Origin of the sequence: Amycolatopsis sp. MEPSY49 (assembly GCF_051337345.1) — a bacterium.
Taxonomy (GTDB): domain Bacteria; phylum Actinomycetota; class Actinomycetes; order Mycobacteriales; family Pseudonocardiaceae; genus Amycolatopsis.
On record NZ_JBDLYJ010000001.1, the window covers coordinates 722292 to 737321 of the forward strand.

15 protein-coding genes are annotated in these 15030 nt (G+C 72.0%); 13 read left to right on the forward strand and 2 right to left on the reverse strand.

Translation table 11 applies throughout. The features are described 5' to 3' along the window. Positions 1 to 115: 115 nt before the first annotated feature. The gene (locus tag ABFJ78_RS03575; protein WP_436384174.1) at positions 116 to 1291 is read right to left on the reverse strand and encodes a globin domain-containing protein; all 1176 of its coding nucleotides are present in this window, start codon (positions 1289 to 1291) and stop codon (positions 116 to 118) included. A gap of 297 nt (positions 1292 to 1588) precedes the next feature. On the opposite strand from ABFJ78_RS03575, the gene ABFJ78_RS03580 reads away from it, so the two are divergent. The 4 genes from ABFJ78_RS03580 to ABFJ78_RS03595 all read left to right on the forward strand — a co-directional run bounded on the left by ABFJ78_RS03580 (position 1589) and on the right by ABFJ78_RS03595 (position 6979). Beyond that, positions 1589 to 2074, forward strand: a complete 486-nt coding sequence (locus ABFJ78_RS03580) for a MarR family winged helix-turn-helix transcriptional regulator (RefSeq protein ID WP_436384175.1) — start codon at positions 1589 to 1591, stop codon at positions 2072 to 2074. 100 nt (positions 2075 to 2174) lie between these two features. Continuing rightward, positions 2175 to 3362, forward strand: coding sequence for an MFS transporter (locus ABFJ78_RS03585; RefSeq protein WP_436384176.1), 1188 nt, complete (start codon positions 2175 to 2177; stop codon positions 3360 to 3362). 96 nt (positions 3363 to 3458) lie between these two features. Next, complete coding sequence (gene clpB / locus ABFJ78_RS03590) at positions 3459 to 6053, forward strand: ATP-dependent chaperone ClpB (protein ID WP_436384177.1); 2595 nt, start codon at positions 3459 to 3461, stop codon at positions 6051 to 6053. Between the two features lie 176 nt (positions 6054 to 6229). Further along, entirely contained in the window at positions 6230 to 6979 is a 750-nt protein-coding gene (locus ABFJ78_RS03595; RefSeq protein ID WP_436384178.1) for a hypothetical protein, read from the forward strand. On the opposite strand, the gene ABFJ78_RS03600 is transcribed toward ABFJ78_RS03595, so the two are convergent. After that, complete coding sequence (locus tag ABFJ78_RS03600; protein WP_436384179.1) at positions 6976 to 7638, reverse strand: hypothetical protein; 663 nt, start codon at positions 7636 to 7638, stop codon at positions 6976 to 6978. The genes ABFJ78_RS03595 and ABFJ78_RS03600 overlap by 4 nt on opposite strands. A 70-nt stretch (positions 7639 to 7708) precedes the next feature. Between ABFJ78_RS03600 and ABFJ78_RS03605 the strand changes: the two genes are divergently transcribed. The 9 genes from ABFJ78_RS03605 (at position 7709) to ABFJ78_RS03645 (ending at position 15022) form a co-directional block, all read left to right on the forward strand. After that, positions 7709 to 8476: an SDR family NAD(P)-dependent oxidoreductase gene (locus ABFJ78_RS03605; protein WP_436384181.1), complete on the forward strand. Its 768-nt coding sequence runs from the start codon at positions 7709 to 7711 to the stop codon at positions 8474 to 8476. A gap of 103 nt (positions 8477 to 8579) precedes the next feature. Continuing rightward, positions 8580 to 9314, forward strand: coding sequence for an ABC transporter ATP-binding protein (locus ABFJ78_RS03610; protein ID WP_436384182.1), 735 nt, complete (start codon positions 8580 to 8582; stop codon positions 9312 to 9314). Continuing rightward, positions 9314 to 11761, forward strand: a complete 2448-nt coding sequence (locus ABFJ78_RS03615) for an ABC transporter permease (protein ID WP_436384183.1) — start codon at positions 9314 to 9316, stop codon at positions 11759 to 11761. Before ABFJ78_RS03610 ends, ABFJ78_RS03615 begins: the two co-directional genes overlap by 1 nt. A gap of 27 nt (positions 11762 to 11788) precedes the next feature. Further along, positions 11789 to 12352, forward strand: a complete 564-nt coding sequence (pyrE, locus tag ABFJ78_RS03620; protein ID WP_436384184.1) for an orotate phosphoribosyltransferase — start codon at positions 11789 to 11791, stop codon at positions 12350 to 12352. Positions 12353 to 12460: 108 nt separating this feature from the next. After that, the gene (locus ABFJ78_RS03625) at positions 12461 to 13015 is read left to right on the forward strand and encodes an RNA polymerase sigma factor (protein WP_436384185.1); all 555 of its coding nucleotides are present in this window, start codon (positions 12461 to 12463) and stop codon (positions 13013 to 13015) included. Then, on the forward strand, positions 13006 to 13563 hold the full coding sequence (locus tag ABFJ78_RS03630) for an Asp23/Gls24 family envelope stress response protein (protein ID WP_436384187.1): 558 nt from the start codon (positions 13006 to 13008) through the stop codon (positions 13561 to 13563). Before ABFJ78_RS03625 ends, ABFJ78_RS03630 begins: the two co-directional genes overlap by 10 nt. After that, positions 13560 to 13916 (forward strand): Asp23/Gls24 family envelope stress response protein, encoded by a 357-nt coding sequence (locus ABFJ78_RS03635; protein ID WP_436384188.1) that lies wholly within the window; start codon positions 13560 to 13562, stop codon positions 13914 to 13916. The genes ABFJ78_RS03630 and ABFJ78_RS03635 overlap by 4 nt, the downstream gene beginning before the upstream one ends. Continuing rightward, a complete protein-coding gene (locus ABFJ78_RS03640; protein ID WP_436384189.1) occupies positions 13913 to 14224 on the forward strand; it encodes a hypothetical protein in 312 nt (103 codons plus the stop codon). The genes ABFJ78_RS03635 and ABFJ78_RS03640 overlap by 4 nt, the downstream gene beginning before the upstream one ends. A 405-nt stretch (positions 14225 to 14629) precedes the next feature. Next, positions 14630 to 15022 carry a DUF2784 domain-containing protein gene (locus tag ABFJ78_RS03645; RefSeq protein ID WP_436384190.1) on the forward strand — a complete coding sequence of 131 codons (393 nt, stop codon included), beginning with the start codon at positions 14630 to 14632 and terminating at the stop codon, positions 15020 to 15022. The last annotated feature ends 8 nt before the right edge of the window (positions 15023 to 15030 follow it).

Genomic DNA, 15030 nt, shown 5'->3' on the forward strand with positions numbered 1-15030 from the left:
CAACCCCGTCTGGCGCAGCGTAAAAACGATCATCCGGACGGTTTACGCGAGGCGCGTAACAATTCTCGTCGTTCGTTCGATTTGTGTGCCGGACCGGTGTTCGGCAATTGTGGTGCTAGTCGATCGTGAACGGGTCGTACTGGATCTGGTCCAGCGCGCTGCCCGCGACCAGCATGCGCGACACCGTCGCGCGGATCATCGCCGGCGAGCCGGAGACGAGGATGTCGTGCTGAGGCCAGGCGCCGTACCGTGTGACCGCCTCGGCCAGCGTGCCCTGCTCGAATCCCGGGACGTCGCCGCCGCGCTCCACCACCGGCGTCACGGTCAGCCAGGGGTTGACCGACGCGAGCGCGCGCAGTTCATCGAGGTCGTAGAGGTCCTCGCGGGCCGGCCCGCCGTAGAAGAGATGCGTCTTCGGGTTCTCGCCCCACAGCGCGAGGTGGTCGAGGATCGACCGCAGCGGCGCGACGCCCGTCCCGCCCGCGACCATCAGCACGCCTCGTGACGCTTCGCGGTCGACCGTCATCCGGCCGAGTGGCGGACCGAGCCGCCAGACGTCGCCGGGCTGGGTGTGGCTGACGATGGCGCGGGAGACCCAGCCGCCGTCGATCGCGCGGACGTGGAACTCGATGCCGCCGTCCTCGCGCGGCGCGTTCGCCGGGGAGAGGTAGCGCCACAGTCGCGGCCGCTGCGGGACTTCGACGCTGACGTACTGGCCCGGGTGGTAGGGCACGGGCTGGTCGGGCACCAGCCGGACCAGGGCGAGGTCCCAGGTCAGCCGCCGGTGTTCGACGACGGTGGCCGACCACGACGGCGGGTTCGTGTCCGCCGCGGCGGCGTCCTGCATGGCCCGCGCGGCGATGGTGAACGCCTCGGCCCACGCGCGCTCGACCTCGGGCGTCCACTCCCGGCCGAGGTGGTTCTTCAGCGACGCGAGCAGCGCCGTGCCGACGGCTTCGTAGTGGCGCGGGACCACGCCGAACTTGCGGTGGTCGCGCCCGAGCTGCCGCAGGAACGGCGCGAGGTCGTCGGGCCGGTCGACCATCTGCACGATGTGCACCAGCGCGCGCACCAGCCGGCCGCGCTGGATCTCCATGTTGATCGGGAAGAAGTCGCGGGTGGTCGGCGCGAGGGTGAAGAGCATCCCGTAGAAGAACTGGGAGATTTCGGCGATGTAGGGCTCCGACTTGGCCCAGCTGTCCCGGATGAGCCGGACCATCGCGGTGACGGCCGCGGGGGCTTCACGCGGGGCCGAAGACCTGGGGAACGGGCTGACCGAGTCGGCGGTCATGGGTTGCGGCCGCCTCCTGGATCCATCGCCACTGCTTGCACCTCGGTCACTCGTCCGCGCCGCGCGCGCGGTCCGTCCGCAGGGTAACCGCCGGGCGCCCTTTTGCCCGCATTGTTGCTCCGACCGGGTGTATTGCGGCCGGTGACGGCGTGGGCGACCTCACCGGACCGATCCTTGCTCGCGCAAGCGACCGGTCATAAACTTGTATTGCACAAGTATTACAGCTTTCGGGGGTTCCGGGTGGCGGAGCCCCCGGCCCGGGGCGGAGCCCCGGTGCAGCAGCGCGGGAGGGGCCAGATGGGCTTCGACGACACCGACGACGACGTCCGGGTCGAGCTCATGCGTGAGCTGAAGACCGCGTCGCAGCTCCAGCACGCCTGGATCATGCAGGCCTGGCAGGACGAGCCGGGGTTGCACCCGGCGGCCGCGATGCTGCTGTCGGACCTCGCCAAGAACGGCGAAGCCAGGCCGTCCGAGCTGGCCAAGCGCCGGTTCGTCGACCTGTCCGTGGTCAGCAGGCAGATCACGCAGTTGTCCGCCGCCGGGCTGGTGGACCGCCGTCCCGCGCCCGAAGACGGTCGGGCCTCCCTGGTCAGCGTCTCCGAGAAGGGCCGGGCCGAGCTCGTCCGCTGGCGGGCCAACTACCTCGAGTTCATGGAAAAGGCGCTCGGCGGCTGGGACGACGAGCGCGTCACCGACCTCACCGGGCGGCTCGCCGAGATGAACGCCGACCTCCGGCGGGCCCTCGGCAGTGCCGCCTGCCTGGCTGACACGAACAAGTGACGTAGTGCTCGCGCAGCAGCACCGGCAGTGGCATTCCGCACGCCGGAAAGTCTCCGTTCGGGCCTGACTTGGCGGCAAGCCACAGGGTTAACGTCGGTAGGTGACGCGTAGCCGGGTCGCACTGCTGTGCGCGCTGGGGATCGACAACTTCGGCTCAGGTCTGTTCCTCCCGTTGGCGCTGGTCTACGTGACGCAAGTGGTCGGGGTGCCGCTCGCGATGGCGGGCACGGCCGTCACGCTCGGCACCATCGGCGGGCTGGTCGTGCCGCCGCTGGCCGGCCGGCTCGTCGACCGCGTCGGGCCGCGGACCGTCGTCATCGGCGCGCAGCTCCTGCAGGCCGCCGGCGCGGGCGCGTACCTGTTCGCCGACGCCGCCGGCCCGGTCGTGGCCGCCGCGGTGCTGCTCGCCACCGGGCAGCAGCTCTTCTACAGCTCCCTGTTCGTCCTCATCGCCGACGTCGCGGGCGACGTCCCGAAGGATCGGCCGTTCGCCGAGGTGGGGATGGTGCGGGCCGGTTGCTTCGGCCTCGGCGGGCTCGTCGCGGGCGCGCTGCTGACCTGGCTCGGGCCGGGCGGGTACCGGATCGCGCTCGTCCTCGACGCCGTGACGTTCTTCGTGGCCGCGTCGATCCTCGCCCTGTTCGTCCGGCTCGCGCGGCCGCACCAGCACACCGGCGAGCGGTCGGCCCGGGTGCTGCGCGACCGGCCGTACCTCGCCTTGATCCTCTTCAGCGGGCTCTTCGGGCTCTCCCTCGACTTCTTCCTCATCGGCACGCCAGTGTTCGTGCTCGACCGGCTGCACGGTCCCGCCTGGCTGCCCGGCGCGATCCTCGCCCTGCTGACCGTGCTGACCAGCGTCGGCGGCACGCTCGCGCTGCGGCTCACCGCCCGGCTGACCCGGATCGCGGCGATGCGCGCGGGCTCGGCGCTGTTCGCCGCGTGGTGCCTGGTCACCCTCGGCGTGCTGCTCGTGCCGGACGGCTGGCGGGTGGCGTACCTGCTGGTCTCGACGCTTGTCTTCGCCGCCGGCGACCTGGTCTTCGGCCCGCGTTCGGGGGCGCTCGCCGAGGCCGCGGCACCTCCGGTGGCCCGCGGCCGTTATCTGGCCGCGTACCAGTACGCGTTCACCGTGGCGCAGGTCCTCGCGCCCGCCGTGGTGGCGTTGTTCTCGGTCGCGGACTGGTTACCCTGGGTGCTGGTCGGGGCGTGCGCCGGCCTCGCCGTGGCCGGGCTCGGCATGCTGGGCTCCCGGTTGCCGGCGGGCGCGGTCGCCCCGGGTCAGAGTTGAGCGGAACAGACTCAAGTTTTCGTGCGTTAGAGGTAGTGACGGGCTTCGGTCAAGCCTGTCACCTGGACTTTTGAAGTACCGAGCATGAGGTGAGGGATGGACGCTTTCAACCCGACCACGAAGACCCAGCAGGCGATCTCGTCCGCGGCGCAGGCGGCCACCATGGCCGGCAACCCGCACGTGTCGGCCGCCCACCTGCTGGGCGCCCTGCTGGCGCAGGGTGAGGGGCTGACCGCACCGCTGCTGACCGCGGTCGGGGCCGACCCGGGGGTGGTGCACAAGGAGCTCGAGCCGCTCATCGCGGCGCTGCCGTCCGCGACCGGCGCGACGGTGTCGAGCCCGCAGTTCGACACCTTCGCCGTCAAGTCGCTGACCCGCGCGCAGAAGCTGGCCACCGAGCTGGGCGACGAGTACGTCTCGACCGAGCACCTGCTCGTCGGGCTCGCCACCGAGGGCGGCCAGGTGGCCGACCTGCTCAAGCGCCACGGCGCGACGCCGGACGCGCTGCAGGAGGCGTTCGTCAAGGTCCGCGGCTCGGCCCGGATCACCAGCGAAGACCCGGAGAGCACGTTCAAGGCGCTGGAGAAGTACGGCGTCGACCTGACCGAGCGCGCCCGCGGCGGCGAGCTCGACCCGGTCATCGGGCGCGACACCGAGATCCGCCGCGTCGTGCAGGTGCTGTCGCGGCGCACGAAGAACAACCCGGTCCTGATCGGCGAGCCGGGCGTCGGCAAGACGGCCATCGTCGAGGGCCTGGCCCAGCGCATCGTCGCCGGGGACGTGCCCGAGTCGCTGCGCGGCAAGCGCGTCGTCGCCCTCGACCTCGGGTCGATGGTGGCCGGCGCGAAGTTCCGCGGCGAGTTCGAGGAGCGGCTGAAGGCCGTGCTCAAGGAGATCACCGACTCCGCGGGCGAGGTCATCACCTTCATCGACGAGCTGCACACCATCGTCGGCGCCGGCGCGACCGGCGAGGGCGCGATGGACGCGGGCAACATGATCAAGCCGATGCTCGCCCGCGGCGAGCTGCGGATGGTCGGCGCGACCACCCTCGACGAGTACCGCCAGCACATCGAGAAGGACGCCGCCCTGGAGCGGCGCTTCCAGCAGGTGCTCGTCGGCGAGCCGTCGCCGGAGGACACCATCGCGATTCTGCGCGGGCTGAAGGAGCGCTACGAGGTGCACCACGGTGTCCGCATCACGGACGCCGCGCTGGTCGCCGCCGCGACGCTGTCCGACCGCTACATCACCGCGCGCTTCCTGCCGGACAAGGCCATCGACCTGGTCGACGAGGCCGCGTCCAAGCTGCGCATGGAGATCGACTCGCGGCCGGTGGAGATCGACGAGGTCGAGCGCGCTGTCCGGCGCCTGGAGATCGAGGAGATGGCGCTCGCGAAGGAGAGCGACGCAGCCTCGAAGGACCGGCTCACCGCGTTGCGCGCGGAGCTGGCGGAGAAGCGCGAGACGCTGACCGCGTTGACCGCGCGCTGGCAGAACGAGAAGGGCTCGATCGAGAAGGTTCGCGAGCTCAAGGAGCAGCTCGAGCAGCTGCGCGGCGAGTCCGAGCGCGCCGAGCGCGACGGTGACCTGGGCAAGGCCGCCGAGCTGCGCTACGGCCGGATCCCGGCGCTGGAGAAGGAGTTCGAAGCGGCCACCGCGGCGAGCGAGGTCAGCCAGCAGAACGTGATGCTCAAGGAGGAGGTCGGCGCGGACGACGTCGCCGACGTCGTGAGCGCGTGGACCGGCATCCCGGCGGGCCGGCTGCTCGAGGGCGAGACGGGCAAGCTGCTCCGGATGGAGGAGGAGCTGACCCGGCGGGTCATCGGGCAGGCCGAGGCCGTGCAGGTCGTCGCGGACGCGGTGCGCCGCAGCCGGGCCGGCGTCGCCGACCCCGACCGCCCGACCGGCTCGTTCCTGTTCCTCGGCCCGACCGGCGTCGGCAAGACCGAGCTGGCCAAGGCGCTGGCGGAGTTCCTGTTCGACGACGAGCGCGCGATGCAGCGCATCGACATGAGCGAGTACGCCGAGAAGCACTCGGTGGCGCGCCTGGTCGGGGCCCCGCCGGGGTACGTCGGCTACGACCAGGGCGGCCAGCTGACCGAGGCCGTCCGGCGGCGCCCGTACTCGGTGGTGCTGCTCGACGAGGTGGAGAAGGCCCACCCGGACGTCTTCGACGTGCTGCTGCAGGTCCTCGACGACGGGCGGCTGACCGACGGCCAGGGCCGGACGGTGGACTTCCGCAACACCATCCTGATCCTGACGTCGAACCTCGGCTCGCAGGCGATCGCCGACCCGTCGCTCGACGAGCGGCAGCGCAAGGACGCGGTGCTGCAGGTGGTGCAGCGGCAGTTCAAGCCGGAGTTCCTCAACCGGCTCGACGACATCGTCGTGTTCCACTCGCTCGGCACCGAGCAGCTGACGTCCATTGTGGACATCCAGGTGGCGCGGCTGGCCGCGCGGCTGGCCCAGCGCCGGCTGAACCTGGACGTCACCGACGGCGCCCGCGAGTGGCTGGCGCTGAACGGCTTCGACCCGATCTACGGCGCCCGCCCGCTGCGGCGGCTGGTCCAGTCGGCGATCGGCGACAAGCTGGCGAAGGCGCTGCTGTCGGGCGACATCCGGGACGGCGACACGGTGCGCGTCGACATCCCGGAGCTGGAAGCCGGTGACTCGCTGACGGTCACCCGCGTCTGAAGTCCGTGAAGGCCTCCTTACCGGCTTTTATGACCGGGAGGGAGGCCTTCGCGGCTTTCCGCGGGCGTCCACAGTAGAGACTTGTCGACTTGCGGCCGGGAATTGGTCCGAACGGGCCCGGCGACACGGGGACCGGCGATCATCTCTTCGGCGTAGCAGGCGATACCCTGCACGTCGTGGGTATTCCGGCGTGGATCTGGTTCGTCATCGCGGCCGTCGCCCTGGTGGCGGGCCTCGGGCTGCTCGCTGCCGACCGGGCGAAGGAGGGCTCGCGCAACCGCGAGCGCATGCGCTGGGCCCAGTTGCGCGGCTGGCAGTTCGTCGAAGAGGACGAACGGCTGCCGCAGCAGTGGTCCGGCGGGGCCATCGGCTACTTCGGCGCGGACGCCGCCGTGAACGTCGTCGCGGGGTCGACCTTCACCTCCGACGGCCGCCGCCCGGTGTTCATCTTCGACATCGAGTCCGAAGGCCAGATCCCCGCGGTCGTCGTCGCCGTGCGCTGCAACAAGAAGCACCGGATCCCCATCGAGATGTGGCTGTCCAGCGTGCCGTTCCAGCGCGCCGACATGCCCGAGATGCTCGGCCCGATCGGCTCGCGCTACGCCTTCGCGGACGACGCCGACGGCGCCCGCGTGGTCATCACCCAGGAACTCGTCGACGCCGCGGACCAGCTCGGCGGCGACGTCGGCGTGGCGTGGCTCGAGAACGAATGGGTGCTCGCCAGCGTCGTCCCGACCGCCGGCCCGTCGCGGCTCGAGCGGCTGCTGCGCGACCTCGGCGAGATCGCGGACATCGTCGACCCGTTCGACGAGGACTACGACGCGGGCCGCCACCAGGCGAGCGCGCCGATCCCGTCCATCGGCGGCAACCCGCCGACCCCCGCCGCCGGGACGCCGATCCCGCCGCCCGCGGAGCCGCAGGACTAACCGAGCACCGGCTGGTCGAGCACACTGGCGGCCAGCGTGCCGCGCAACGACGTCACGCCGCCCTGGACGTGGACCACGTGGTCGACGCCGAGGTCGCCGCTGAAGGACCCCGACGTCGTCTTGACCAGGCCGGACGCCGGTCCGAGCTGACCGCCGAGCTCGTGGGCCTGACCGACGTCGAGGTCGCCCGCGAAGCTGCCGATGGCATGCACTTCGGACGTCGTCCCGACCGCGCCCAGGCGGCCGAGGTCGACGGCCTGCCCGGACGAGTGGCGGGCGGCGAGCCCGCCTGTCAGATCTCCCGTGAACAGCCCCGTGTCGAGCTGCTCGGCGTTCTCGCTCAGGACGTCGACGCCGTGGCCCAGCCAGACGCCCTGGCGGGCCCGCTCGACCGCACCCGCACGGTCGCCCCGCGTGGCGACCGCCTCCGTCAGGTCGGACGCGAGCCGGGCGTCGCCGAGCTGCTTGCCGACGAAGTCGCGGCGGCTCGCCGACAGCGTTTCGCCGTCGTTGTCGAGCGTCGTGGTGTGCCGGTGGTCGAGGGGCAGGGTCAGGTCGGCCGGGGACGCGAACGCCGTCGCGGGAGACGCGAACAGGAGGGCCACGGGCGCGGCGACCTTGGGCAGGTAGCCGCTCTTGCGCCTGCTGTGCTTACCCATGCGCGGACGATAGCCCGGCGCCGAATCGGGTGCACCCGGAGGCTCTGACCTGTGGGTATCGTTCACCCACATGACCACCACCGCTGTGATCACCGGAGCCACCGCGGGCATCGGCGCGCAGTTCGCGCGCACGCTCGCCGCCGAGAAGTACGACCTGGTGCTCGTCGCGCGCGACACCGCGCGGCTGGAGGCCTACGCCGCTGAGCTGCGGGAACAGCACGGGGTCGCCGTCGAGGTGCTCCCCGCCGATCTGTCCGAAGTGGACGGCCGGGCGGCGGTCGAGGAGCGGCTCGCCGCCGGGCCGGTCGACCTGCTGGTCAACAACGCCGGGTTCGGGCTCAACGGCGACTTCTGGACCATCCCGCCGGACGCGCTGCAGCGCCAGCTCGACGTCAACGTCACCGCCGTCCTGCGGCTGACCCGGGCCGTGCTGCCCGGCATGATCGAGCGCGGCCACGGCGACATCATCCAGGTCAGCAGCGTCGCGGGGTTCTTCAGCGGCCGCGGCTCGACGTACACGGCCAGCAAGAACTGGGTCACGTCGTTCACCGAAGGCATCGCCGCGTCGCTGCCGAAGGGCGTCCGGATGATGGCGCTCTGCCCGGGTTTCACGGCGACGGAGTTCCACCAGCGGGCCGGCATCGGGAAGCCGGGCCCGAAAATCGCCTGGCTGGGTGTCGAACAGGTGGTCGGCGAGGCGCTCGCGGACCTGCGCCGCGGCAAGGTGATCTCGGTGCCGAGCCTGCAGTACAAGGCCGTCGTCGCGATCGGCGGCCTGCTGCCGCGCGCGGTGCTGCGCCGGATCAGCGGCGGCTTCGGCGGCAAGGGTCGCACCTGACGCGGCACTTTCACGTGAAAGTGCCGCGGTAGGGCTGTCCCCACCACCGAGACGCACGTGCGCACCAGGGTGATCCGGGGGCTGCCTCAATAGCGTTTTGACCATGACGACAGAGGCGGTGCGGCTCGAGGCCGTGCGCAAGGAGTACGGCGGCGTGGTCGCGCTGGACGGGGTTTCGATCTCGTTCCCGCGGGGCGGGTTCACGGCGGTGATGGGCCCGTCCGGGTCGGGCAAGAGCACCTTCCTGCACTGCGCGGCCGGGCTCGACCGGCCGACGTCGGGCCGGGTCGTGCTCGACGGCCAGGACCTCGACGGCAAGAACGAGACGTACCTGACGAAGCTGCGGCGCGACCGCGTCGGCTTCGTCTTCCAGGCGTTCAACCTGCTCCCGGCGCTGACGGTGGAGCAGAACGTCGTGCTGCCGCTGCAGCTGGCCGGCAAGCGCCCGGACAAGCGGCTGGTCGCGCGGATCCTCGCGCACGTCGGGCTCGACGGGCGCCGCAAGCACCTGCCCGGGCAGCTCTCCGGCGGGCAGGCGCAGCGCGTCGCGATCGCCCGAGCGCTGGTCACCGACCCGGCCGTGCTGTTCGCCGACGAGCCGACCGGCGCGCTCGACACCCGCACCGCCGCCGACGTGCTCGGTCTGCTGCGCGACTCCGTCCGCTCGTCCGGCCAGACGGTGATCATGGTGACGCACGACCCGGTCGCCGCGTCCTACGCCGACCAGGTCGTCTTCCTGGCCGACGGCCGGATCGCCGGCCGCCTGGACCGGCCGACCGCGGAAGCCGTCGCCGAGCGGATGACCCACCTGGGCGCGTGGGGCCGGGTGGCGGCCTGATGTTCACGCTCGCGCTCCGGACGCTGCGCCTGCGCAAGGGCGGCTTCCTGGCGACGTTCGTCGCCGTGTTCTTCGGCGCGCTGATCGTCTCGGCGTGCGGTGGCCTGATGGAGACGGGCATCCGGTCCGAGACGCCGGTGCAGCGGCTGGCCGCGGCGCCGATCGTCGTCGGCGGGCAGCAAACGCTTGCGGTGCCCGAGGACGACCCGGCGACCCTCGACCCCGAGGACAAGCACAAGTACAAGAACGCGACGCTGCCCGAGCGCGTCCGGGTCGACGCGGCGCTGGCCGACCGCCTGCGCGCGGTCCCGGGTGTCACGAACGTGGTCGGCGAGGTCGGCTTCCCGGTGCAGCTCGGCGCGGCGAGCGCGCTCGGGCACGCGTGGGAGTCCGCCGCGCTGACGCCGTACGCGTTGACCGGCGATGCGCCGAAGCCGGGTGAAGTGGTCGTTGACGCCGACATGGGGATCGCCGTCGGGACCACTCTGCCCGTCGCGGCGCACGGCACCGTCGGTCAGTACCGCGTTTCCGGCGTCGCGAAGGCGCCTCAGTCCATGCGGGACTCGGCGCTGTTCTTCGCGGCTTCGGACGCGGAAAGGCTCTTCGGCCACCCCGGGCAGTTCGACGCGATCGGCGTCTTCGGTGGAGACGCGGCCGCGGTGTCGGCGGTCGTCGGCGACGCCGGGGTCGTGCTGACCGGCGCCGACCGCGGTGCCCTGGAGTTCCCCGAGGTGGGCAAGAGCGGCGAGAACCTGATCGTGCTCGCCGCCGTCTCCGGCGGGTTGTCGGCGCTGGTCATGGTGTTCGTCGTCGCGGGCACGCTCACGCTGTCGACCCAGCAACGCCAGCGCGAACTCGCGTTGCTGCGCGCGATCGGCACGACCCCGCGGCAGCTGCGCCGGATGGTGCTTGGCGAGGCGCTCGTCGTCGGGCTGCTCGCGGTCGCCGTCGCGGTCGTGCTCGGGCCGGTGCTCGGGAACTGGCTGTTCGACCAGCTCGCGGCGAACCACGTCGTGCCGGACGTGCTGCGGTTCGGGCAGGGCTGGATCCCGGCGATCGTCGCCGCGGGCGCGTCGCTGCTGGCCGTCTTCGCCGCATCCTTCGTCGCCGGGCGCCGGGCTTCGAAGGTTCGTCCGACCGAAGCGCTCGCCGAGGCGGCCGTGGAACGGCGCTGGCTGACGCCGATCCGGCTGATCACCGCGATCCTCTGCTTCGCGGGCGGGACGGCGCTGGCGATCGTTACGGTCGCCGTCATGACCGGCCCGGTCGCGGCCAGCACGGCCGGCCCCGCGGTGATGCTGTGGGCGTTCGGCCTGGCGGCGCTCAGCCCGGGCGTCACCAAGGTGACGGCGATGCTGCTGCGCTGGCCGGTGCAGGCGCTGAGCGGCGTCACCGGCCGGGTCGCCCTGCGCAACACCCGCGTCGGCGCGGTGCGGACGGCGGGCGCGGTCACGCCGATCATGCTCGCGGTCGGCATCGCGACCGCCAACATCTACCTGCAGACGACCCAGGAAGCCGTCTCGAACCAGGCGTACACCGAGGACCTGCGCGCGGACGCCGTCGTCGCCGGCCCGGGCGGCCTGGACCCGTCGGTGCTGGGCCGCGTGCGCGCGACGCCGGGGGTCGCGAGTGCCTCGGAGTACGTCACGAGCACGGTGTTCATCGAGAAGCCGTTCGACTCCGGCCAGGACGACGACGGCTGGCCCGCGCTGGGCGTCAGCGAGCTGTCCGGGAACGCGATCGAGGTGCCGGACACGCTCGGCCGGCACGTCGGCGACACGCTGTCGCTGCGGCTCGGCGACGGCTCGCCGGTGGACGTGCGCGTGACCTCCGTCGTGAAGCAGCGCGCCGGGTTCGAGAAGCTCGTGCTGCCCGCCGGCTTGCTCGCGCCGCACACGACGGCCGGGCTCGCGCCGCAGCTGCTGGTGCGCGCGGCCGACGGCGTCGACTCGGCGACGTTGACTTCGCGGCTTCGCGAGGCGACAGCGGGATTGCCGGTCTCCGTCGGTGACCGGGACGCGCTCATCGCGGCGCACGCGAAGGGCAACGAGGTCGGCGCGTGGGTCAACTACCTGCTCGTCGGGATGATCATCGCGTACACGGTGATCTCGGTGGTGAACACGCTGGTGATGGCAACCTCGCGGCGGCGGCGCGAGTTCGGGCTGCAGCGGCTGAGCGGGTTCACCCGCGGCCAGGTGCTGCGGATGGCCGGGGTCGAAGGCGGGCTGATCGCGACCATCGCGGTGCTCCTCGGGACGCTCGTCGCGGCGGGCTCGATCGTGCCGTTCTGCCTGGTGGTCAGCGGATCGCCGCTGCCGTCGGGGCCACTGGCGATCTACCTGGTGGTGCTCGCGATCGCCGTGGTGCTCTCGCTCGTCGCGATCCTGGTCCCGGCCTGGGCGGCGACGCGCGGGCGTGCGGTCGACGCCACATCCATCGGGGAGTGAGGAGGCGCGTGTGTAAGACTCTCGGCCGTGGCGAACCCCGGGTTGGATCAAGCGGCGAAACTCGAACTGGCCAGGCTGGTCACCGATCTTTCCGTGGTGCACGGAAAAGTGACCTTGGCCTCGGGCAAGGAAGCCGATTACTACATCGATCTCCGGCGCGCGACGCTGCACCACGCGGCCGCGCCGCTGATCGGCAAGCTGCTGCGCCAGCTGACGGCGGACTGGGACTACGTGGCGGCCGGCGGCCTGACGCTCGGCGCCGACCCGGTGGCGCTGGCGATGCTGCACTCCGCCGCGACCGACGGCGTGGTGCTGGACGCGTTCGTCGTCCGGAAGGCCGTGAAGGAACACGGCATGCAGCGCCGCATCGAGGGCATGGAGGTCCGCGGCCAGCGGGTCCTGGCGGTCGAGGACACGTCGACGACGGGCGGCAGCGTCCTGACGGCGGTCGAGGCCCTGCGCGAAGCGGGCGCGAACGTGATCGGCGTGGCGACGGTGGTCGACCGCGACACCGGGGCGCGGGAGGCCATCGAGAAGGAAGGCCTGGAGTACCGGTACATCCTGGGCAAGGACGACCTCGGCCTGGACTGAAGGGCACCTTCAGCTCGGCCCCGGCTGAGTCGCCGCGGTGACGCGGGTCACCCACACTGAACCCGTGACGTTTCCCGCCCGCCGGTGTCCTCCTCCCGAGGAGGTGCCGTGACGACAACCGCTGCGCCGCTCGACGACGCGACCCTCGTCGGGCGCGCCAAGGACGGCGATGTCCGGGCCTACGAACAGCTCGTGCTGCGCTACCAGGGCCCGATGTTCCGGCTCGCCGTGAAGATGCTCGCGCACCGCGGCGATGCCGAGGACGTCGTGCAGGAGGTGTTCCTCAACGCCTGGCGCAAACTCGGGCAGCTCGGGGAGGACGCCGCCTTCGTCGGCTGGCTCTACCGGGCCACCACGAACCGCTGCCTCAACGCCATCCGCGCGCGCAGGCCGCAGGCCGACGTCGACCTCGACACCGCCGAGTCGCCGCGGGCGGACCTGCAGCCGGAGCGGGCCGCGCAGGTGAGCGGGCAGCTCGCGGCGTTGAACGCCGCACTGGAACAGCTGACGCCCGAGCAACGCGCGTGCTGGCTGCTCCGGGAAGTGCACGGCCGGTCCTACGAAGAGATCGGCGAAGTCGTCGGCGCGACCGCGACCGCGGTGCGCGGCCGGATCGCGCGGGCCCGAGCCCAGCTGGCGGAGGTGATGAAGCCATGGCGATGACGGACTACGAACTGCCCTGCGAACGCGACGTCGAGCAGGTGTGGGAGCGGCTCGACGCGGTCGGCGCCGGGCTGGCCGACGAGCACGAGCTGACCTGCCCGCACTGCCGCGCGGCCCGGGAAAGCCTGCTGGCGCTGCGGGAAGCGACGTCGGAGCTGGTGGCTGCCGAGGACGACGTGCCGCCCGCCTTGTTCGGCCGGATCATGTCCGCCGTGCGGGCCGAGGTGCGGCGCGGCTCGATGGTGGCGCTGCCGACCCCGGAACCCGGGTTCGTCGAGATCAGCGAGCAGGCCGTCGCGGCCGTGCTGCGGTACGCGGCGGACACGGTCGACGGCGTCCGGGCGCGGCGCTGCCGGATCCGCCCGCTCGCCGAGGGCGGGGTCGAAGTCGAACTCACCCTCGCGGTGAGTCTCCGGAACGCTACCGGCGGTGAAGCGTTGGCGTTGGTGCGGGAGCGGGTGACCGCGGCGGCCGCGGCCCGGGTGGGCCTGACGCTCGCGCGGCTCGACCTGCTGGTGGACGACGTTTATGGGGAGCCAGGGGAATGAGCGTTGAGTACGTCATCGCCGATCCGGTGATCGCCGGCGTGGCGGCCAGGGCGGCGATCACGACACCCGGCGTCGTGCGGCTCGAGCCGGGCCTGCGCGGCCTGGTGACGGCGTGGACGCGGGCCGCCCGGCAGCGCTGGAAGGGGCTCGACCCGGCGCCGGCGGACGGCGTCCGGGTCCGCACCACCGACGGCCGGGTGAGCGTCGAGGTCGACCTGGTGACGTCGGCGGCCGACCAGGCCGCGGCGGTCGGCCGGGCGGTGCAGCGCTCGGTCGGCCGGTTCGTGACCGAGCAGACCGGCCTGGCCGTCGACGGGGTTTCGGTGTCCATTATGGACATCGAGCCCCGGTGACCGGCGCCGAAGCCGTCGAGAAGATCGTCGGCGCCGTCGAAACCGTGGCCGGTCTCCGCCCCGCGACCCCGGTCGCCCCCGAGACGACGTGGCTGCCGGTGGACTGGGCCGGCCAAGCCGTCGACCTCTCGGCCGACGTCGTCCAGATCCGCCTCATCGCCACGCGGCTGCCGCTACCACCGTTGCTGGAGCAGGCCGCGGCGGCGGTGCGTCCGGTGCTGGCCGGCACGGAGTGGGAAGGCGCGCGGCTGCGGCTGGTCGTCACCGACCTCGACGGCGCGGCCTTCGGGAGACCCACGTCACAGTGAGCCACTCCCGTCTCCGGGGTGGGTCCTCGTCACGAAGCAGGTGAACACCAACGTCAGCGACGTCCACCTGCCCGGTGACGAGGCACCCGCGCCGGCCGACCGGGTCAGCTGATCCGGCGTACCGTCGAGGGTGTGGAAGAGCCGTCGAAGCCCGACGAGCCGCCGGACCGGCCCGGGCACCAGCCGCCGTGGAAGAAGCCGCACCCGTACCCGCGCGAAGAGCCGACGCAGTACCCCGCGAAGCGCCCACCGGAGTTCCCACCGGGCGTAACGCCTCCGTCACCGCCCAGGTGAACGGGTTGCTCCGCTGGGTTAAACATCACACAGCCGGGCACTCTTAGGGGCGGCCGAATCCGATCAGCAGAGTAAAGTCGCTGGTAGGGGGTTCGGTGAAGGGGGCGTGTGGTGGCGAAGTTCCTGGCGGACGTGACCGTCGCGGTACACATCCTGGCCCTGCTGCTCATCGGTTTCGGCGGCTTCGTCGCCTGGCGGTGGCCCAAGCTGATCTTCGTGCACCTGCTGGGCGTGGCCTGGGGTGTGCTGGTCAACGTGGCGCCGGTGCCCTGCCCGTTCACCGCGCTGGAGAACTACTTCCGGCACCAGCAGGGCCTCGGTGACCTGCCCGGCGGGTTCAACGCCTACTACCTCTACGACACGGTGTTCCCGAGGTCGTGGCTGCCGGTGATCGGCGTCGTCGCGATCACCGTGGTCGTCTACTCCTACGTCGGCGTCTACCACCGCTGGCGCCACCGTGACCACAGCGAAGACGCCCGGACGCACCGGGTCCGCTTGGGCTAGGCGACAAT